Annotated in this window: 20 protein-coding genes; 8 read left to right on the top strand and 12 right to left on the bottom strand. The window is 74.2% G+C overall.

Going from position 1 to position 18,798, the window contains the following annotated elements:
- Positions 1 to 31: 31 nt before the first annotated feature.
- Positions 32 to 532 carry an SsgA family sporulation/cell division regulator gene (locus ACIQF6_RS22165; protein ID WP_400897567.1) on the top strand — a complete coding sequence of 167 codons (501 nt, stop codon included), beginning with the start codon at positions 32 to 34 and terminating at the stop codon, positions 530 to 532.
- On the opposite strand, the gene ACIQF6_RS22160 is transcribed toward ACIQF6_RS22165, so the two are convergent.
- The 3 genes from ACIQF6_RS22160 to ACIQF6_RS22150 all read right to left on the bottom strand — a co-directional run bounded on the left by ACIQF6_RS22160 (position 448) and on the right by ACIQF6_RS22150 (position 3,340).
- Positions 448 to 1,860 (bottom strand): GAF domain-containing protein, encoded by a 1,413-nt coding sequence (locus ACIQF6_RS22160; protein WP_400897565.1) that lies wholly within the window; start codon positions 1,858 to 1,860, stop codon positions 448 to 450. The genes ACIQF6_RS22165 and ACIQF6_RS22160 overlap by 85 nt on opposite strands.
- Before the next feature lie 122 nt (positions 1,861 to 1,982).
- Positions 1,983 to 2,975 carry a M56 family metallopeptidase gene (locus tag ACIQF6_RS22155; RefSeq protein WP_400897563.1) on the bottom strand — a complete coding sequence of 331 codons (993 nt, stop codon included), beginning with the start codon at positions 2,973 to 2,975 and terminating at the stop codon, positions 1,983 to 1,985.
- Positions 2,972 to 3,340, bottom strand: a complete 369-nt coding sequence (locus ACIQF6_RS22150) for a BlaI/MecI/CopY family transcriptional regulator (RefSeq protein ID WP_400897561.1) — start codon at positions 3,338 to 3,340, stop codon at positions 2,972 to 2,974. The genes ACIQF6_RS22155 and ACIQF6_RS22150 overlap by 4 nt, the downstream gene beginning before the upstream one ends.
- Before the next feature lie 188 nt (positions 3,341 to 3,528).
- Between ACIQF6_RS22150 and ACIQF6_RS22145 the strand changes: the two genes are divergently transcribed.
- From ACIQF6_RS22145 to ACIQF6_RS22130, 4 genes are all read left to right on the top strand, one after another.
- Positions 3,529 to 4,167, top strand: a complete 639-nt coding sequence (locus ACIQF6_RS22145; RefSeq protein ID WP_400897559.1) for a phosphatase PAP2 family protein — start codon at positions 3,529 to 3,531, stop codon at positions 4,165 to 4,167.
- A 96-nt stretch (positions 4,168 to 4,263) separates the two neighbouring features.
- A complete protein-coding gene (locus tag ACIQF6_RS22140) occupies positions 4,264 to 5,385 on the top strand; it encodes a TIGR03364 family FAD-dependent oxidoreductase (RefSeq protein ID WP_400897557.1) in 1,122 nt (373 codons plus the stop codon).
- Positions 5,386 to 5,420: 35 nt separating this feature from the next.
- The gene (locus ACIQF6_RS22135) at positions 5,421 to 6,101 is read left to right on the top strand and encodes a phosphonatase-like hydrolase (RefSeq protein WP_400897555.1); all 681 of its coding nucleotides are present in this window, start codon (positions 5,421 to 5,423) and stop codon (positions 6,099 to 6,101) included.
- 94 nt (positions 6,102 to 6,195) lie between these two features.
- Complete coding sequence (locus tag ACIQF6_RS22130) at positions 6,196 to 7,407, top strand: glycoside hydrolase family 3 N-terminal domain-containing protein (protein ID WP_400897553.1); 1,212 nt, start codon at positions 6,196 to 6,198, stop codon at positions 7,405 to 7,407.
- A 48-nt stretch (positions 7,408 to 7,455) separates the two neighbouring features.
- On the opposite strand, the gene ACIQF6_RS22125 is transcribed toward ACIQF6_RS22130, so the two are convergent.
- From ACIQF6_RS22125 to ACIQF6_RS22090, 8 genes are all read right to left on the bottom strand, one after another.
- Positions 7,456 to 8,022 (bottom strand): DUF6584 family protein, encoded by a 567-nt coding sequence (locus tag ACIQF6_RS22125; RefSeq protein ID WP_400897551.1) that lies wholly within the window; start codon positions 8,020 to 8,022, stop codon positions 7,456 to 7,458.
- A 31-nt stretch (positions 8,023 to 8,053) separates the two neighbouring features.
- Positions 8,054 to 8,566 carry a DUF6584 family protein gene (locus tag ACIQF6_RS22120; protein ID WP_400897549.1) on the bottom strand — a complete coding sequence of 171 codons (513 nt, stop codon included), beginning with the start codon at positions 8,564 to 8,566 and terminating at the stop codon, positions 8,054 to 8,056.
- A 52-nt stretch (positions 8,567 to 8,618) separates the two neighbouring features.
- Positions 8,619 to 8,939 carry a DMT family transporter gene (locus ACIQF6_RS22115; protein ID WP_400897547.1) on the bottom strand — a complete coding sequence of 107 codons (321 nt, stop codon included), beginning with the start codon at positions 8,937 to 8,939 and terminating at the stop codon, positions 8,619 to 8,621.
- Complete coding sequence (locus tag ACIQF6_RS22110; RefSeq protein ID WP_400897545.1) at positions 8,939 to 9,607, bottom strand: HAD family hydrolase; 669 nt, start codon at positions 9,605 to 9,607, stop codon at positions 8,939 to 8,941. The genes ACIQF6_RS22115 and ACIQF6_RS22110 overlap by 1 nt, the downstream gene beginning before the upstream one ends.
- A gap of 167 nt (positions 9,608 to 9,774) precedes the next feature.
- On the bottom strand, positions 9,775 to 10,842 hold the full coding sequence (locus tag ACIQF6_RS22105) for an ABC transporter ATP-binding protein (protein ID WP_400897543.1): 1,068 nt from the start codon (positions 10,840 to 10,842) through the stop codon (positions 9,775 to 9,777).
- A gap of 22 nt (positions 10,843 to 10,864) precedes the next feature.
- Positions 10,865 to 11,692: an ABC transporter permease gene (locus tag ACIQF6_RS22100; protein ID WP_400897541.1), complete on the bottom strand. Its 828-nt coding sequence runs from the start codon at positions 11,690 to 11,692 to the stop codon at positions 10,865 to 10,867.
- The gene (locus ACIQF6_RS22095) at positions 11,680 to 12,636 is read right to left on the bottom strand and encodes an ABC transporter permease (protein WP_400897539.1); all 957 of its coding nucleotides are present in this window, start codon (positions 12,634 to 12,636) and stop codon (positions 11,680 to 11,682) included. Before ACIQF6_RS22095 ends, ACIQF6_RS22100 begins: the two co-directional genes overlap by 13 nt.
- Before the next feature lie 8 nt (positions 12,637 to 12,644).
- Positions 12,645 to 13,811 (bottom strand): ABC transporter substrate-binding protein, encoded by a 1,167-nt coding sequence (locus ACIQF6_RS22090; protein ID WP_400897537.1) that lies wholly within the window; start codon positions 13,809 to 13,811, stop codon positions 12,645 to 12,647.
- 289 nt (positions 13,812 to 14,100) lie between these two features.
- Between ACIQF6_RS22090 and ACIQF6_RS22085 the strand changes: the two genes are divergently transcribed.
- From ACIQF6_RS22085 to ACIQF6_RS22075, 3 genes are all read left to right on the top strand, one after another.
- On the top strand, positions 14,101 to 14,868 hold the full coding sequence (locus ACIQF6_RS22085) for a GntR family transcriptional regulator (protein WP_400897535.1): 768 nt from the start codon (positions 14,101 to 14,103) through the stop codon (positions 14,866 to 14,868).
- 43 nt (positions 14,869 to 14,911) lie between these two features.
- Entirely contained in the window at positions 14,912 to 15,355 is a 444-nt protein-coding gene (locus ACIQF6_RS22080) for a RidA family protein (protein ID WP_400897533.1), read from the top strand.
- A 159-nt stretch (positions 15,356 to 15,514) separates the two neighbouring features.
- Positions 15,515 to 17,098: an MBL fold metallo-hydrolase gene (locus ACIQF6_RS22075; protein ID WP_400897531.1), complete on the top strand. Its 1,584-nt coding sequence runs from the start codon at positions 15,515 to 15,517 to the stop codon at positions 17,096 to 17,098.
- Positions 17,099 to 17,200: 102 nt separating this feature from the next.
- Here ACIQF6_RS22075 and ACIQF6_RS22070 read toward each other — a convergent pair whose 3' ends face one another.
- Positions 17,201 to 18,778, bottom strand: a complete 1,578-nt coding sequence (locus ACIQF6_RS22070; RefSeq protein WP_400897529.1) for a TauD/TfdA family dioxygenase — start codon at positions 18,776 to 18,778, stop codon at positions 17,201 to 17,203.
- Positions 18,779 to 18,798 lie beyond the last annotated feature (20 nt).

Below are 18,798 nucleotides of genomic sequence, written 5' to 3'. Positions count from 1 at the left end.
CGGACACCCAGCCCGCCTCGGAGAGACCGTCATGCCGCGCGATCCGCTGTCCGCCCCGTCCGACCAGCCGTTCGCCGCCACCCCCACGGGCGGCGAGCAGCCCGGAGCCGTCGTGCCCGGTGCGGTGGAGGAGGAGCTGGTGCTGCGGATCGCGCTGGACGAGGAGCAGGTCGGCGAGGTGCGCACCCGGTTCCGGTACGACGCCGCGGCGCCGTACGAGGTGCGGCTGACCTTCCACGCGGACCGTCCCGACGAGGCGGACTGGGTGTTCTCCCGCGAACTGCTGCGCGACGGCCTGGACTCGCTCAGCGGCCAGGGCGACGTCAAGCTGTGGCCCACCCACTGCCCGTGCCACGGCCTCACCCTGCACGTGGCGCTGGAGTCCCCGTACGGCAGTGCGCTGCTGGAGGCGTCCCGGCCGCAGGTGAAGGCCTGGCTGGATCGTACCTACCGGCTCGTCCCCGACGGCCAGGAGGTCGAACTGCTGCCCAGCGACGAGGAGTTGGCGAGGCTGCTGGCCGAGGGCCGCTGAGTCCCGGGCGCGGTGGGCAGTCGCAGCATGCCGTGCGCCAGGTCGGCGCGCAGGGCCCGGACCGCGGGGGCGGCCGAGCCCGGCAGGAGGTCGTACGGGTCGTCCGGGCCGTGCACGGTCGCCCGGGCGCAGGCCGCAAGCCGGTACGGCCGGGCCTCCAGGAGCGGGCCCAAGTGCCGTCTCAGCCGGGAGAGTTCGGCGCGAACAGTGACGGTGCGGCCGGGGTCGGCGAACAGCGCCTCGGCGAGTTCGGCGGCGCTCAGGCCGTCCCGGTGCAGGGCCAGCAGCAGGAGCAGCTCGGTGTGCCGGGGGCTCGGGGTGTGCGACCAGCAGCCCGCGCTGCCGCTGACCCGCAGCTCGGGGCGGTCGGTGCGGCGCAGGTCCAGCTCGACCAGGCCGGAGCCGCCGGGCTCGTCGGGGTCGGCGGGCTGCGGCGCGGACGGGCGGATCAGCCAGCCGTCGGCCAGCGGCTCCACCACGCACTCGCCGAGCGTCGGCACCCAGTGCACGCCGCCGCCCTCCCAGCTCTCCGCGGGCAGCGTCAGCCGGGGCGGGGCGGGGACGCCGACGGCGGCGGCCGTCCAGCCGGCCGGGTCCACCACCAGCGCGGGGCCGCCGAAGCGGGCCAGCAGCGGCACCGCGACGGTGCGCAGGTGGTGCAGCGACTCCAGGTGGGCGGCGCGCAGTTCGGTCTCGGCGAGGCGGGCGGCGGTCAGGGCGAGCTGCCGCAGGTAGTGGTGGTCGCCGACGGCGGGTCCGCTCAGGTCGACCACGCCGGCCGGGCGGCCGGTGCGCGGGTCGCGGATCGGCGCGCCGAAGCAGGACCAGGTGTGGTGGCTGCGCAGGTAGTGCTCGGCGGAGTGCACCTGGGCGGGCCGGGCGGTGCGGGCGGCCAGGCCGATGGCGTTGGTGCCGACCTCGTCCTCGGCCCACAGCGCGCCCTGTTCGAACCCGATCGCGTCCACCGCGCGGCGCATCCGCCGTTCGCCGTCCATCCACAGGATGCGGGCCTTCGGGTCGGCGACGGCCAGCACCAGCGGCGTGGAGTCGCCGGGCGGGAACAGGGTGGAGCGCAGCAGCGGCAGCACCGGGGCCAGGCCGGTGGCGCGGCGCAGCTCCTCCAGTTCGGCGGGCGTCACCCGGTGGGTCTCGCGGGGGCGTTCCGGGTCCAGTCCGAGGCGGCGCAGCCGGGCCCAGGAGTCCTCGATCTCGGGTCGGACGGCGTGGTCGTCGGGGGCGGGCCGGTCGCCGGCCATGATCCGGTCGTAGGCCCGGGCCGGGGCGTGCGTGCGGGGCGCCGACCGGGGGCCTCCGGTGCCGTGCTGCATGGGTACCCCCGGTCTCGACGTCGGCTGTCAGCGTATGCCGGTCGACGTGGACACGCCGAGCCGGGGAAAGGATGTCGTCCGCCGGGCCGCGGCCGGTGCACACTGGTCGGTTCTGCGCGGGCTCAGCGGTGCTGGGCGGGGTGTTCGCCCTGGGCGGTTTCGACGGCGCGGTGGAGGTCGTGGCCGGCCTCGGCGGTGGTGACGGCGGTGGCGGCGAGGCAGCCGGCCAGGGCGAGCGCGGCCAGGGTGCGGACCGCGCGGCGGTGGCGCGGCGGGGCGGGGGCGAGCAGGGCGCGGACCCGGCGCGGCACCGGGCCGCCGGCCGCGGCGGGCGCGAGCCGGGGGCGCGGGGCGGGCGGGGCGCCGGCGGAGGCGAGGGCGGCCCGGCCGATCGCGCGGGCGGTGAGGGCGCGGTCGCCGACCTCGGCGGCGGCGCACTCGTCGGCCCACCGCTCCAGGTGGTAGCCGAGCGCGCCGCGCAGCGGCCGCAGCGCCGGGTGGCAGGCGGCGGCGTACTCGGCGGCGGCCAGCAGCAGGTGGTGGCGGCCGGCCAGGTGGGCGCGTTCGTGGGCGAGCAGCGCGGCCCGCTCGGGGGCGCTGAGCGCGGCCAGCATGCCGGTGGTGGCGACGATCCGCGGCGGGCGGCCGGGCAGGGCGTAGGCGTCGGCGCGGTGGTCGTCGAGCACGGTGAGCGCGGCGGGGGCCGGCCCGGGGCGGCGCAGCCGGTCGCGCAGCCGGGCGGGGGCGTCGCCGGTGGCGTGGCGGGCCCGGCGCAGGTCGGCCAGCTGGTGGTGGGCGGTGCGGGCGGCGAGGGCGCCGATCACCAGCAGGGCGAGCGCGGCGGCGGCCGCGGCGGGCGCCCACTGCGTCCCGGACAGGGCGTCGGGCAGGCGGCGGGCGGGGGAGAAGTGGGCCAGCGCGGCGGCGTACGGCAGGTGCAGCAGGCCGGTGACGGCGAGCAGGCCGAGCGAGGCCAGGGCGGCGGTGCCGAGGGCGGCGGCGGTGGCGGCCAGGGTGAGCGCGGCGGTGCGCGGGGCGAGCTGTTCGGCGACCCGGCGGGCCAGTGGCGCGGCGAGCAGCGGCAGCAGCAGCGGGATCCAGACGGCCAGCGTCACGGCTGGTCCCCGAGGAGTTCGCGCAGCAGCCGTTCGTCCTCGCCGGAGAGGTCGGAGACGAACCGGGCGAGCACCGTGGAGCGGTCGCGGCCGCGGTCGAGCTCGGTGCGCATCCGGCGGGCGGCGAGCCCGTCGGCGTCCTGGACGGTGGGGGTGTAGGCGAAGGAGCGGCCGGCCTTGCTGCGGGCGACGGTGCCCTTCTCGTGCAGCCTGGCCAGGATGGTGGCGACCGTGGTGCGGGCCAGGTCGGCGTCGACGGCGTCCTGCACCTGCTGGGGGGTGAGCGGCGTGCCGGCGGCCCAGAGAGCGGCGAGCACCTGGGCCTCGAGCTCTCCCGCCGGGCGACGGGCGGGTGAATCCGTCATGTCGCGCGAACCTCCGGGATTCGTCTACAGTCCTGTCGATCGACGTCTACACCACTGTAGACGCAGGGGCGGCCCGCGTTCGGCCACCCCCAAAGGTAACGGGAGGTCCGCCAGCCTTGCCCCAGTCACTCCTGCTCGCAGCCGCGAACGAGCCGTCCGCCTCGTCCGTTCTGGTACATGTTGTCCCTGTGACTCCGAACGTTCATCCCTCCGCCCGCCTGCTCGCCTACGACGGCAGCGGCATCGACGGCGGCCTCTACACCCGGGTCACCGGGTGGGCCGAGGTCGCGCCGCACTGGTTCGACGAGCTGGTCAAGGTCTGGTCGGCGCTCGGCCTCGGCGTCTTCGCGCTGCTGATGGTGTGGGGCTGGTGGCGGGCCCGCGGCGCGGACTCGGCCGTGATGGCCCGGGTGCTGGCCTCGCCGCTGATCGTGGTCGGCGCGTACCTGGCCAACTCGGTGCTCAAGGGCCTGGTCGAGGAGAACCGGCCCTGCCAGCAGATCTCCGGCAGCTTCACCCTGGAGACCTGCCCCGGCGCCGGCGACTGGTCGTTCCCCAGCAACCACACGGTGATCGCGTTCGCCGCCGCGACCGCGCTCTGGTTCGCCGACCGGCGGCTCGGCTGGATCGGCCTGCTCGCCGCCGTGCTGATGGGCGCCTCCCGGGTCTGGGTCGGCGTCCACTACCCGCACGACGTGGCGGTCGGCGCCGTGGTCGGCGTCCTGGTGGCCGTCGTGCTGGCGGCGCTCGCCGGACGGGCCGCACCGCTGGTCGACCGGCTGCGCACCGGCCCGCTCGGATCCGTGCTCGGCGCCGGAGCCGCCTGACCCGCCGCAGGTTGTATGGACAACTCTTGCGGGCGGTTCACCTGCCCGACGAGAGCCGGACGACCTGCGGCCACCTCGACGCCCCAGCCTGTCCGCATGAAGGTAATCGTCGTAGGAGCAGGCGTGCTGGGCACCATGCACGCCTGGCAGGCCGTCGAGCGCGGCCACGAGGTCGTCCACCTGGAGCGCGAGGCCGAGGCGCGCGGCGCGTCCGTCCGCAACTTCGGACTGGTCTGGGTCAGCGGACGCGCCGCCGGTGAGGAACTCGAGGTCGCGCTGCGCGCCCGCGAACTGTGGGAGCAGATCGGCGCCCGCGTCCCCGGCCTGTGGTTCCGCCCCAACGGCTCGCTCACCCTGGCCCGCACCGAGGCCGAACTGGCCGTCGCCGAAGCCGCCGTGAAGCTGCCCGACGCCGAGGCCCGCGGCTACCGGCTGCTCGACGCCGGCCAGGTCCGCGCCGTCAACCCGGCGCTGCGCGGCAGCTTCCTCGGCGGCCTGCACTGCACCCGGGACGGCGCCGTCGAGTCCCGGGTCGCCCAGCCCGCGCTGCGCGCCGCACTGGAGGCCACCGGCCGCTACACCTTCCTGCCCGGACGCGAGGTCCGCGAGGTGGTCGGCGCCGCCGCCGTCCGCGACGACCACGGGCAGCTGCACCAGGGCGACCAGGTGATCCTGTGCACCGGCGCCTGGCTCGGCGGCCTGGTCCGCGAACTCGCCCCCGACCTGCCGGTGCGCCGGGTGCGCCTGCAGATGATGCAGACCGACCCGCTCGGCGAGACCCTCACCACCTCCGTCGCCGACGGCGACTCGTTCCGCTACTACCCCGCCTTCGCCGGCCCCGAGCTGGACGCGCTGCGGGCCGGCCAGCCGCAGCCGCCGGTCGCCGCCGAGCACAAGATGCAGCTGCTGATGGTCCAGCGCAAGGACGGCGGCCTCACCATCGGCGACACCCACGAGTACGACCAGCCGTTCGGCTTCGACGTGGTCGAGGACCCGTACGAGCACGTGGCCGAGGTCGCCGAGGCGCTGCTCGGCCGGCCGCTGCCGAAGATCCGCCGCCGCTGGGCCGGCGTCTACGCCCAGTGCCTGGACAGCACCCGGGTGGTGCACCGCCAGCAGGTCGCCGAGGGCACCTGGCTGGTCACCGGCCCCGGCGGGCGCGGCATGACCTGCTCGCCCGCGATCGCGGAGACCACCGCGAACCTCGCCGGCCTCTGAGCCTCCCCCTTCCCGTACGACTGCAAGGGCAGAACATGACCACGCACGATGTGTCCCTGGTGGTGCTCGACATGGCCGGCACCACCGTCGCCGACGACGGCCTGGTGGAGCTCGCCTTCGCCGCCGCCGCCCGCTCCCAGGGCGTCGAGCCCGGCAGCCCCGAGCACGCCGCCATGCTGGAGCACGTCCGCGCCACCATGGGCGAGTCCAAGATCTCGGTCTTCCGCCACCTGTTCGGCGACGAGGACCGCGCCCAGGCCGCCAACCTGGCCTTCGAGGCGGGCTACGACAGCCTGGTCGACGAGGGCCGCTGCGAGGCGCTGCCCGGCGCCGCCGAGGCGATCGCCGAGCTGCGCGGCCAGGGCCGGAAGGTGGTCCTCACCACCGGCTTCTCCCGCACCACCCAGGACCGCATCCTCGCGGCGCTCGGCTGGCAGTCGGTGGCCGACCTGACGCTGTGCCCCGCCGACGCGGGCCGCGGCCGCCCCTACCCCGACATGGTGCTCGCCGCGCTGCTGCGCACCCGCACCGACTCGGTCCGGCAGATCGCGGTGGCCGGCGACACCGGCTACGACATGCTCACCGGCACCCGGGCCGGCGCGTCCGTGGTGGCGGGCGTGCTCACCGGCGCCCACGACGAGGCCCGGCTGCGCGCCGACGGCGCCACCCACGTGCTGGGCTCGATCGCCGAACTGCCTGCGGTGCTGCTCGGCTGACGGTGCGTCATATTGTCGTGCGGCCCCGGGGTGGCGACGCCCCGGGGCCGCGCGGGTACTGGCTCCGGGCTTGTTCGCGTGCTTATCTGACGGTATGTCGCTCTCACTGAGGTCGGTCGGACTGCTCACCCTGGGCCTGGCGCTGCTCACCGCCTGCGGATCGCCCGGCAACGGCGGCGGCAACCCGTCGCCGACCCCCTCGGCCACCAGCGCCGAGCCGACCGGGAGCCCCCAGCCGGCCGGCTCGGCGCCGAGCCCCACGCCGAGCGCCGAGCCGACGTCCGCCGCCACCACCGACGCGAGCTCCGCCGAACTCGCCGGGCAGCGGATCGTCTACTCCTACCCCGGCACCACCCCGCCCGCCGCGCTGCTGCAACGCATCCGCGAAGGCCGGGTGGCCGGAGTGATCTTCTTCGCCGAGAACGTCGGCAGCGACCCGGCCGCCCTGCGCACCGCCGTCAACCAGCTGCGGCAGGCCGAACAGCAGAGCCCGAACCCCCGGCCGCTGCTGCTGATGACCGATCAGGAGGGCGGCCTGGTCCGCCGGGTGCCCGGCGGGCCCGCCCAGTCCGCGAAGGACGTCGGTCGCGCCGCCGATCCGACCGCCGCCGCGACCGCCACCGGCAACCAGGCCGCCGCCGCCCTGGCCGGCTTCGGACTCAACCTCAACCTGGCGCCCGTGCTCGACGTCTACCGCACCGCCGGCGACTTCGCCGACAGCGCCCGGCGCTCGTACAGCACCGACCCCGCGGTCGTCGGCCGGCTCGGCTCCGCCTTCATCAAGGCCCAGCAGGGCGCGGGCGTCGCCGCCACCGCCAAGCACTTCCCGGGCCTCGGCAGCGCCCCCGCCGGGGCCAACACCGACGAGGAGCCCGTCACCCTGACCGTCCCGCTCAACCAGCTGCGCAGCGTCGACGAACGGCCCTACCAGGACGCGGTCGCCGCCGGCGTCAAACTGGTGATGCTCTCCTGGGCGATCTACCCCGCCCTCGACCCCGGCACCCCCGCCGGCCTGTCCGGCACCGTCGTCCGCGACGAACTCCGCGGCCGCCTGGACTACCAGGGCGTCACCGTCACCGACGCCCTGGAGGCCAAGGCCCTCGACCCCGTCGGCACCACCGCGCAGCGCGCCCTGGCCGTCGCCCGGGCCGGCGTCGACCTGATCCTCTGCTCCGCCCGCGACGTCGCCCAGGGCGACCAGGCCGCCGCGGCGCTGGCCGGGGCACTGGACTCCGGGGACCTCGACCGCGACGCGTTCACCGCCTCCGCGAACCGGGTGGACGAGCTGCGCGGATCGCTCAAGTAGGCGGCGGATCACCCGACTTCGGACCGTCGTCGCCGGGCGGAACGGGCGTCAGCCGAGCAGGTGCAGGACCAGGGCGATCAGGGCCACGCCGCCGGCGACGAGCAAGGTCAGCCGGAAGGCGGCGACATGCATCGGCAGCTCGGGCGGGCGCGGTGCGAACCGGGGCTGCGGCGCCTGCTGCACCGGCGGGGGCGGCAGCGGGCGCGGCGGCAGCGGCGCGTCCGGCGTCGCCGCGTCGTCCGGGTGGTCCGGCCAGTCGGGGCAGACGCCGGTGGCCCGGCGGTGCAGGGCGGCGAGGCGGCGGCGGGCGAGTTCGGTCGACGGCGGGTTGTGGTCGGGGTCGGGCCAGCGCAGGGCGGCGAGGCGGAGGCCCGGGTCGCGGAACTGGCGTTCGAAGGCGACGAGTTGCTCCGTGGTCAGCGACTCGTCGAGGTAGTTCCAGCGCCCGGCCTCGCTCCGGGTCGGCGGCCCCGCGTAGGCGTGGGCGAGTTCCCGGCGGACCGTCAGGTCGGTGGGGAGGCTCGACAGCAGACCGCGCAGGCGGTCCCGGGCCAGGTCGACCCGCTCCTCGCGCAGGTCGGCGGCGGCCTTGGCCAGGGTGGATTCGACGCTCACCGCGGGGGCCCTTCGGGGCGGGGGGACCCGGTCACAGGAACCGGCGGACGACGGCGACCGCGCCGATCGCGGCCAGGACGAGCAGGACGACCGCGACGGCCAGGCAGGTGGGCAGCAGGAAATCGCGGGGCTCGGGCCCGGGGAGCCGGTCCTCCGGTGCGACGAACAGGTCGGTCCAGGTGACGGGGCCGCCGTCGCCGCCCACGGCCGTCCCGCGGAGGGCGGCCAGCCGGGCCCGGGCGGTCTCGGTCGGGGCGTGGTCCTCGGGGGCGAGCCAGCGCAGGGCGATCATCCGGCGCAGCGGACTCGGGTACCGGGCCTCGAACGCCGCGGTCTCCGCCGGGTCGGCCGACTCGTCCAGGTAGTTCCAGCGCCCGGCCTCGGCCGGCTCGCCGTACAGGCGGTACACGGCGGCCAGGCGGTGACGCACCGTCAGGTCGGTGGGGTGGTGTTCGACCAGGCTGCGCAGCCGCTGCCGGGCCATCGGGACGCGGCCCGCCGCGAGATCGGCCTCGGCCCGGGCGAGGGTGGCTTCCAGGGACATGAGGGGGATGCTCGCGGACCGACGGCACGGCGGTCAACCGGGTTTGTGCAGGTCAGTGGGTGGAGCGCAGGTTGAGCAGGACCACGCCGGCGATCACCAGGGCGATGCCGCACCACTGGAGCCGGCCCAGCGACTCGCCGAAGAAGGTGGCGCCGATGGCCGCCACGGCGGCCGTGCCCGCGCCGGACCAGACCGCGTAGGCGACCGAGACCGGTATGTGCTTGAGGGCGCGGCCCAGCAGGTAGAACGACAGGACGTAGCCGGCGCCGACGGCGAGGCTGGGCCACAGCCGGGAGAAGCCGTCGGTGAGTTTGAGCAGGCTGGTGGCGCAGACCTCGCAGGCTATCGCGAGCGCGAGCAGCAGATACGGCATCAGGACGCCGGCGCGGCGGTGAGGGAGCCGAGGAACGCGAGGTCGGCGAGCTCCAGGCTGTCCAGCACGGTGACGCCGTCGCCGGCCGGGATCGGGACGGCGGACGGCACGGCGAGGACGGCGCAGCCGGCGGCGTGCGCGGAGGCGACGCCGGTCGGGGTGTCCTCGACGGCGACGCAGGCGGCCGGGGCGAGGCCGAGCCGCTCGGCGGCGGCCAGGTACGGGTCCGGGGCGGGCTTGGTGCGGGGGGTGTCCTCGGCGGCGAGCGTGGTGGCGAACCAGTGCGGGCCGAGGGCGTTCAGGACGAGGTCGACGACCCGGCGCGGGGACGCGGACACCAGCGCGGCGGGGATGCGCGCGTCGCGGAGCGCGGCGAGCAGGGCGAGGGCCCCCGGGCGGGGGACGATCTCGGCCTCGACCTTGGCGGCGAACGCCTCGTTCAGGTGCTCGATCAGGTCGGCCTCGGCCCGGCCGGTGCGGCTGCTGCGGTGCAGGTGGGCGGCGGTGTGCTCGACGGCCTGACCGAGCACCTCCGGGAGGTCGGCGTCGGTGAGGGTGAGGTCGAGTTCGGCGGCGAGTTCGGACGCGGCCTGCCACCAGAGGTGCTCGGTGTCGACCAGGGTGCCGTCCATGTCGAACAGGACGGCGGCGGGGTGGGATGCAGGCATGGCGGTACCTTACGTGGGCTCATCGGGCGACGCGGGGCGAAGTGACGCGGTGCGGCGCGGCGCGGGCCGGAAATGGCTGTCGGCGGGCGGGTGTTGGGCGGGGTCCTGCCGTCGCGGGCGCTTCTCCCCCGGCCCCGGCGGGCCGGGAGGCGCGGTTCCGCGGCCGGTCAGGACGCCCGGTCGACCAGGACGGGGCGGTCGGGCAGGGTGAGGGTGGCGTGGGCGCCGAGGGGAAGGGCGGCGGCGGTCTCGGTGGGGAGGTCGGACTTGATCTCGGTGCCGTCGGGGAGGCGGACGGTGAGGCGGGTGACGGCGCCGAGGAAGGACGCGGCGACGACCTGGGCGGGGCCGTCCGCGGCCGGGGTGAGCTCGACGTTCTCGGGGCGGACCAGGACGTGCAGCTCGCCGTCGGCGGGCAGGGTCCCGTCCACGGGGTGGCGGCGGCCGAGCACCTCGACCCGGCCGTCGGCCGTGCGCGCGCACGGGATGCGGCTCATGGTGCCGACGAACTCCGCGACGAACGCGGTGGCCGGCCGGGAGTACAGCTCGGAGGGCGTCGCGCACTGTTCGAGCCGGCCGGCGCGCAGCACGGCGACCCGGTCGGCCATCGAGAGGGCCTCCTCCTGGTCGTGCGTCACGAACAGCGTGGTGATGCCGAGTTCCTGCTGGAGGCGGCGGATCTCCTCGCGCAGCGAGAGGCGGACCTTGGCGTCGAGTGCGGACAGCGGTTCGTCGAGCAGCAGGACGCGCGGCTGGAGGGCGAGGGCACGGGCCAGCGCGATGCGCTGCTGCTGGCCGCCGGACATCTGGTGCGGGTAGTGCTCGGCGCGCTGCGGCAGGCCGACCAGTTCCAGCAACTCCTGGGCGCGCTTGCGGCGTTCGGCCTTGGCGGCGCCGCGCATGCGCAGGCCGAAGGCGACGTTGTCGGCGGCGGTGAGGTGCGGGAAGAGGCTGTAGGACTGGAACACCATGCCGGCGTCGCGCTTGTGGGCGGGGATCCGGGTGATGTCCTCGCCGTCGACCAGGACCTCGCCGGAGTCGTGGGTCTCGAACCCGGCGAGGATGCGCAGCGCGGTGGTCTTGCCGCAGCCGGACGGGCCGAGCAGGGCGAGGAGTTCGCCCGGCTCGACCGTCAGGTCGAGGCCGTCGAGGGCGGTGGTGGTGCCGAACTGCCGCCGCAGCGAGCGGAATTCGACGGTGGCGCTGGTGGTGGGGGCGACGGTGGCGGTGCTCATGGGTGGTGGTCTCCGGGGAGGCTCAGGAGGCGGTGGCGGTCTTGTGGCGGCGCTCGCGGCCGGCGGCGGCCAGCAGGAGCAGCAGCACCCAGGTGATCAGCAGGCTGAGCACGGACACCGCGACGGACATCTGGCCCTGGCTGTTGCCGACCGAGTAGATCCACACGGCGAAGGGCTGGTAGCCGAGGATCGAGGCGGTGGTGAATTCGCCGAGGACCATGGCCAGGGTGAGGAACGAGGCGTTCAGCAGCGCGCCGCGCAGGTTCGGCAGGATCACCGAGACGACGGCCCGGGGCCAGCTCGCGCCGCAGTTGCGGGCGGCCTCGACCAGGGTGCGCACGTCCACGGCGCGCAGGCCGGAGTCCAGGGCGCGGTAGGCGAGCGGCAGCGCCATCAGCACGTAGGCGATCACCAGGACCAGCGGGAACTGCGGCTGCTGGACGAACACGAAGGTCTGGAAGAACGGGGTGTCCATCAGGTAGTCCGGGCCCCAGCGGAGCACGCCGATCAGACCGGCGGTCAGCGCGACCGGCGGTACCACCAGCGGCAGGGTGCAGACCACTTCGAGCACCGGGCGGAGCCTGGGCGAGCCGAGTCGGACCGCGATCATCGCGGGGACCAGCAGGAGCAGCAGCACCACCACGGTGACGGCGGCCAGCTCCAGGGTGAGCACCAGGCTGTCGGTGAAGCCGGGGGCGGACAGCAGACCGGTGTAGGCGTCGAACGAGATGCCGTTGACGTCGTCGATGGAGAACCACACCGAGGCGGCCATCGGGATCAGGAAGTACAGGCCGGCCAGCAGCAGGACCGCCCCGCGCCAGACCCGCAGACGGGAGATCAGCTGAGCCATCGGGCACTCCGGCGCTGGAGGGGCAGGTAGACGGCCATCACCAGGACGGCGACGATGATCATGTCCAGGCTGAGCGCCAGCGCCAGGTTGCCCTGGCCGGTCAGCACGTTGCCGGACAGCGCGTCGGCGATCTGACGGCTGATCAGCGGGACGGTGGCGCCGACCATCGCGGCGGCGGTGGCGTACGCGGCGAACGCCGAGCCGAACAGCAGCACGAAGCCGCCGAGCAGCGACGGGAACAGGATCGGCAGCGCGACGTGCCGCCAGTACTGGAGGCCGGTGGCCCGGTTGTTCTGGGCGGCCTCGCGCCACTGGACCCGCAGGCCCTCCAGCGCGGGGGTGATGGTGAGCACCATCAGCGGCACCAGGAAGTACAGGTAGGCGACGGTCAGGCCGGTGAAGCTGTACAGCGACCAGCCGTGGTCGGTCAGGTGGAACATCTTGGTCAGCTCGCCGGCGTTGCCGAGGGTGGCGACGAAGGCGAACGCCAGCGGCAGGCCGCCGAAGTTGGCGAGCACGCCGGAGGCGGTCAGCACCGCCTCGCGCAGCACCCGGAACCGGGAGGTGAGCACGGCCTGGGCGATCGGCACGCCGATCGCGGTGCCGAGCAGCGCGGTGAGCGCGGACAGCTTCACGCTGGAGACCAGCGCCGTCCAGTAGGCGCCCTGCACGGAGTCGGTGACGTTGGCGGTGGTGAACGTGCCCGCGCCGGTCTCCGCGTCGTTGGAGACGGTGAACGCGCCGGTGACGATGGCGACGGCCGGCAGGCCGAAGCCGATCAGGAAGAACACCAGCAGCGGGACGGTGGCCAGCCAGGACTTGCCGCGCAGCAGGCGGCGCCCGGCGGGCTTCGGGGTGGGGGAGGCGGCGGTGTCGGTGGCCACCGGGCCGCCGCTGAGGTCAGCGGCGGCCGGGGCCGGCACCGGGGTGGGAGCCGTGGTCATGTCGGTGATCAGCCCGCGATCGCCTTGGCCCAGTTCTCGGTCACGACCTTCTTGGCCGCGTCGATCTGCTCCGAGGTGGGGAAGTTGGTGAACGGCTTCTCGACGACGGGCAGCTTGGCCGCGGCGGCGCTGTCCAGGGTGCCGTCCTGCTTCATCGCGTCGAACAGCGCCGGGGTGGCGTAGCCGCCCATGAAGCCGTTCTGGCCCTCGGCGGAGTACAGGTACTCCATCCACAGGCGGGCGGCCGCCGGGTGCGGGGCGTCCTTGTTGATGGCCTGGTTGTAGAACTGGGCGTAGGAGCCGTCGGAGGGGATCGACACCTTCCAGTCGACGCCCTTGCCCTTGAACTCGTCGGTGTAGCCGGCGTTCAGGTACGACCAGTCGATCGAGATCGGGGTCTCGCCCTTCTCGACGGTCGCCGGGGTCGACTCGACCGGGTTGAAGTTGCCGGACTGCTTCAGCTTGGCGAAGAAGTCGATGCCGGGCTGGATGTTGTCCAGCGAGCCGCCGTTGGCGAGCGCGGCCGCGTACACGCCGCCGAACGCCGAACCGGACTTGGTCGGGTTGCCGTTCAGCGCGACCTGGCCCTTGTACTCGGGCTTGAGCAGGTCGGCGAAGGTGGTCGGGCAGTTGGCGACCTTCTTGGCGTCGCAGCCGATCGAGACGTAGCCGCCGTAGTCGTTGACCCGCAGACCGGCCGGGTCCTTCATGGTGTCCGGGATCTTGTCGAAGGACGCGACCTTGTACGGGGCGAGGATGCCGTCCTTCGCGGCGGACAGCGCGAACGCCGAGCCCAGGTCGAGGGTGTCGGGCGCACGGTCCTGGCCCTTGCGGGACTTGACCGCGTTGATCTCGTCCTGGCTGGAGCCGTCCGGGTTCTCGTCCTCGATCTCGATGCCGTACTTCGCCTTGAAGTCGTCCATCAGCTTGCCGTAGTTGGCCCAGTCGCGGGGGAGGGTGATGACGTGCAGCTTGCCCTCCTTCTTCGCGGCGGCGACCAGGCCGTCCATGCCGCCGAAGTCGGCCAGCGAGGTGGCGGTCTTGGCGTTGCCCGAACCGCCCTTGGCGTCGCCGGACTTGGCGGTCGAGCCGGCGGAGCCGCAGGCGGAGAGGGAGAGCGCGGCAGCGGTCAGCACGGCCGCGAGGGCGGCGGCGCGGTGGCGGTGCACGGTCACGGGGAGGTCTCCTGAAGGAAGGGGAGCTGCAGAGATCACGAGAAGGTGTTCGGTGCGCGGCGCGGCATGTCGCGGCCAAGTTGGCCAGCCAACTTCCGTCGCCCGAGGTAAGTACGCCCGAGGCCGGTGACGGGAAAGTGAACGGACGGCCCAGTACAGGGGGCGGCTGTCGGAACGGTCGCGCCCGACACGGGGGAGGCCCGCAGCAGCGGCTACAGTCAATGGTGTACGCGCGATCACGCCGCGGACACAGCCCAATCTCCTTACCAGCCAAGGGAACTCGACGCACGTGGCACTCGAACAGGACAGCGGGGCCGGCTCGCTCTACCGCAAGGTGGCCGCCGACCTGCGCGAAGCGATCACCTCCGGCTCGTTCGGCGACGCCGGACGACTGCCGGCGGAGGGCGCCCTCGCCGAGCAGTACGGCGTCTCCCGGGGCACCGTCCGCCAGGCCCTCGCCCTGCTGCGCGCCGACGGGCTGGTCACCTCCCGCCGCGGCACCCGCCGGGTCGTCCTCGGCAGCGCCCGCGTGCAGTCCTTCTCCGAACTGCTGTCCTTCACCCACTGGGCCCGCTCCATGGGCGAGGAGCCCGGCGGCCGGCTCGAATCCATGGTCCGCCGCCCCGCCGACGCCGCCGAACGCGAACACCTGCGCCTCGACCCCGGCACCGAGGTCTACGTGATGCTCCGGCTCCGCACCCTCTCCGGCACCCCCGTCATGGTCGAACGCACCGTCTACCCGCCCCGGGTCGGCGAACTCGTCGCCCAACTGCCGCCCGACGCCGTCTCCCACACCGAACCGCTGCGCGAGCACGGCATCCTGTTCAGCGACGCCGACCACACCATCGACGTGGTCGGCGCCAACGCGGAGGACGCCCGCCTGCTCGGCTGCCGCCGGGGCAGCCCGCTGCTGCGCGAGAAGCGCCGCACCACGGACCCCACCGGCACGCCGGTCGAGTGGTCCCAGGACCGCTACCTGCCCGGGACGGTCGCCTTCTCGATCCACAACTCCCTTGCGTCCTCGGCGCTTTCGCGGCACGCCCGGGAGAGCGACTGATATTCGGCTGCGGCCGGCCGGGCGTGCGGGCGACCATCGGCGGATGACCGACATCACTCGCATCAGCCCCGCCGAACTCCACCCCACCGCCGGCTACGCCCACATCACCGTCGTCGAGTCCGGCCGCACGGCGCACCTGGCCGGCCAGTGCCCGCTGGACCGCGACGGGGCCCTGGTCGGCGAGGGCGACCTGTTCGCCCAGATCGACCAGGTGGTGGCCAACTCGCTCGTCGCGCTGGCCGCCGTCGGGGTCGGCCCGGAGCGGGTGGTCCGCTCGGTGATCTACATCGTCGGCGACCGGAGCGAGGTGCTGGGCGCCGCCTGGGCGCACCTCCAGGCCGGCCCGCTCGCCCCCGCGTTCGCCACCGCCAGCACGCTGCTGGGCGTCGCCGCGCTCGGCTACCGCGGCCAGTCGGTGGAGATCGACCTGACGGCGGCGCTGTCCGACCGGCACCCCGCGCACCGGGCGGCCGCACCGCAGAGGTGACGGCCCCTGCTCCCCGCCGGGGCCTTCCAGCGGTTCTCCACCTCGTTTCCGGCGTCCGGTGCGACGGTGACCGGGGCGGCCCGTCCGGCGGGGCGCTCCGGACTCCCCCCGGGACGGGTCGGCCGACTTCGTGTTTCCGATGATCGGGGAGAGTCACTGATGGAAGAACAGCTGAAGTACCTGCGTTCCCGAACCATCGTCGAGCCACTGGTGGACCGGTTCTACGCCTGGCTCTACACGGTCGCGCCGGTGCAGGCGGCGATGAACCTGGCGTTCCGGCAGGTTCCGCTGCTGGAGTCGTACCTGCAGTCCCCGCAGGTCCACATCGCGGCGAGCAGCAACCCCGAGCTGCGCGGCGGCTACTACGTCAACATCCCGGAGGAGCGCGTCGAGGAGGTGCGCGAGCTGCTCGCCGCCATCAAGCGCGACCGCGCCGACATGCTCCGCTTCGCCGAGGCGATCGCCGAGGGCCAGGAGCTGCTGCGCGCCAACGCCACCGGCTTCGACCTGACCCCGCTCTACCCGCAGCTGCCCGAGGAGCTCGGCGGCATCGTCGAACTCGCCTACGACACCGACAACCAGGCCGCGGTCCGGTTCATGGAGCCGCTCGCCTACCTGAGCCCGGCCTACACCGAGGACCGGCAGTCCGTGCAGCTCTCCCTGGAGCCGGACACCGAGCGTCCGTTCATCCTCAGCACCCCGCGCCTCACCGACCCGAACGTGCTCGATCTCCGGATCCCGTTCAACCACCCGGGCCTGACCGAGCTGTTCAAGTCCCGCGTGCACGGCGCCACTCTCGGCCACCTGCGCGACGCCCTCGGCCTCGACGACGCCCAGACCGAGCAGCTGCTCGGCCTGCTGGCCGACGAGCCGAGCCTGTCGACGGACCGTCACATCGACGAGGGCGGCCGGATCCGCTACTTCGGCCACGCCTGCCTGGTGCTGCAGACCCCCGAGGGCACCGTCGTCACCGACCCCTTCATCTCCGCGGACAACTCGCAGGGCGACCGCTACACCCTCGACGACCTCCCGGACTTCATCGACCTGGTGCTGATCACCCACGGCCACCAGGACCACATCGTGCTGGAGACGCTGCTCCAGCTGCGCGGCCGGGTCGGCGCCATCGTCGTTCCGCGCCCCTCCCGCGGCAACCTGGCCGACCCGTCGATGGCCCTGGTGCTGCGCCACCTCGGCTTCGAGGTCGTCGAGGTCGACGACTTCGACGAGGTGCCGTTCCCCGGCGGCAAGGTCACCGCGACCCCGTTCCTCGGCGAGCACTGCGACCTGGACATCCGCAGCAAGTCGACGTACTGGGTGGAACTGGCGGGCCGCAAGGTCTTCGTCGGCGCCGACTCCTCCGGCATCGAGCCGAAGCTCTACCGCTACATCCGTAACCACCTGGGCCGGGCCGACCTCGCCTTCGTCGGCATGGAGTGCGACGGCGCGCCGCTGACCTGGCTGTACCAGGCGCTGCTGACCAAGCCGGTCACCAAGAAGATGAGCAACTCCCGCAAGCTGTCGGGCTCCGACGCCAAGCAGGCCGGCGACATCCTCACCGAGCTCGGCGCCGAGGAGGCCTACGTCTACGCGATGGGCGAGGAGCCGTGGCTGGGCCACGTCATGGCCACCACGTACAACGAGGACACCTACCAGATCAAGCAGATCGAGGAGTTCCTGGAGTGGTGCCGCAGCCGCGGCATCAAGGCCGGTCACCTGTACGGCCAGCAGGAGTGGCGCTGGTAGCGGCGACCGGGCGGGGTCCGTCGGGCGGCGCGGCAGCGTGAGCGGCGCCGGGACGCGGCGGACACCGCCCGGGAGCGCGGGCGGCCGCGGGCCGAGCCCGGCTCAGCTCATCAACTCCAGCAGCAGCGGCCGGAATTCGGCGAACTCCGGGGCGCCGGCCGAGGGGTCCTTCGCGGCCTCGTCCCAGCGGCGGACGGCCACCGCGTCCGCGGCGAACGGGTTGGCGGCGAACTCCTCGGCCTCGGCGGGGGTCATCGGGCCGCCCTGGAGGCCGAGGGTGTGGACGGAGGCGGGGGAGAGCTTGGCGAAGTAGTCCGGTTCGGCAGTGCACAGGTAGCGCTTGGCGGGGACGTGCAGGCGGACGGGTTCGGTGACGGCGGGCGGGAAGCAGCGGGAGAGCCAGGCGGCGGCGGTCGCGCCGTGGCGGTTGTCGGCGCCGGCCATCAACTCCAGTCCGCTGCCGTGGAAGTGGCCGATGTCGTGGAGCAGGGCGGCGGCCACCAGCGCGGGCGGGGCGTCGGCGGCGCGGGCCAACCGGCCTGCCTGGAGCATGTGTTCGGCCATGGTGACGGCCTCGCCGAGGTACTCGCCGGCGCCCTCGCCGGCGAACAGGGCCTCCAGTTCGTCGAGCACGGCGACGTTGCGGCGCAGCACGGAGAGGGTGGAGGAGAGCGAGTCGAGGTCGGCGTAGCAGCCCTGGAGGTGCCGGCCGCCGGCCTGCTCGAAGGCGGTGCGGGCGTGCAGCAGACGGGTGTTGTCGAAGATCAGGCAGTCGCCGGGGCCGAGCCGGAACTCCAGTTGGAGTTCGGGCCGCAGGGTGATCTCCGCGAAGCGCCGGTAGGCGGCGTAGAAGGCGTCGAGTTCGGCGCCGCGGAGCGTGCGGAGGGTGTCGATGGAGCGGTTGTTGAAGCGGATCTCCCGGATCGCGCCGCGCGGGTCGAGCCCGATCATCGGCAGGTCGGCGGACAGGTCCGCGGTGCGGTCGCGGTAGCGGAACGGCACGGGGGTGCGGGCGAGCAGGGCGAACGCCGCCGGGTCCTCCGCGCGCAGCAGCGCGGCGGCGCGGAAGCCGTCGACCAGCCCGGAGTCGCCGCCGTCGGCCTCGTTGCGCAGGCAGTGCAGCAACTGGAGGGTGGGGACGGGGTCGCGGTAGGGGTTGTCGGTGTGCGGGGCGATGGCGGCGTCGGTGAAGGCGAAGTTCACCGCGTCGGGCTCCACCCGGACGTCGAACAGCTCGCCGTAGTTGGTGTCCCGGACGTAGCCGAACGTCCGTGCCACGGCGAGGACCTGGCGTTCCTCGACGGGGACGCCGCGGAGCACCGCGAAGCCCGAGCGGCGGACGGCGGACAGGACGGCGATCTTCTCCTCCGGGTCGGCCAGGTACGCCGACCAGTCGGCCTCGGGCAGGCCGCCGGCGAAGTCGGCGGCCTGCCACAGCTGCTTGCCGTGCTCGGTGCGGTGGTCGCCGCCTTGGTTCGGCGTGTCCCAGCCGGCCGGGTAGAACGAGCGGTGGCCGTCGGACCACAGGACACTCGACCCGGTCTCGTCCTCGACGGCCTCGGTGGCGGTCAGGTCGTCCGGCAGGTCGCCGATCCGGAACCGCTTCTGCCCGCTGTACGGGTTGCGGCACTCGGTGCACGGACAGTTGTCGCGCAGCCAGTAGGGGTTGGGCACGGACATGGGAGCAGCCTCCGGTTGTA

The sequence above is a fragment of the Kitasatospora sp. NPDC092948 genome, assembly GCF_044754805.1.
Lineage (GTDB): Bacteria > Actinomycetota > Actinomycetes > Streptomycetales > Streptomycetaceae > Kitasatospora.
The sequence above is the reverse complement of the archived record's forward strand: the minus strand, read 5'-3'. Positions and strand labels throughout refer to the sequence as shown.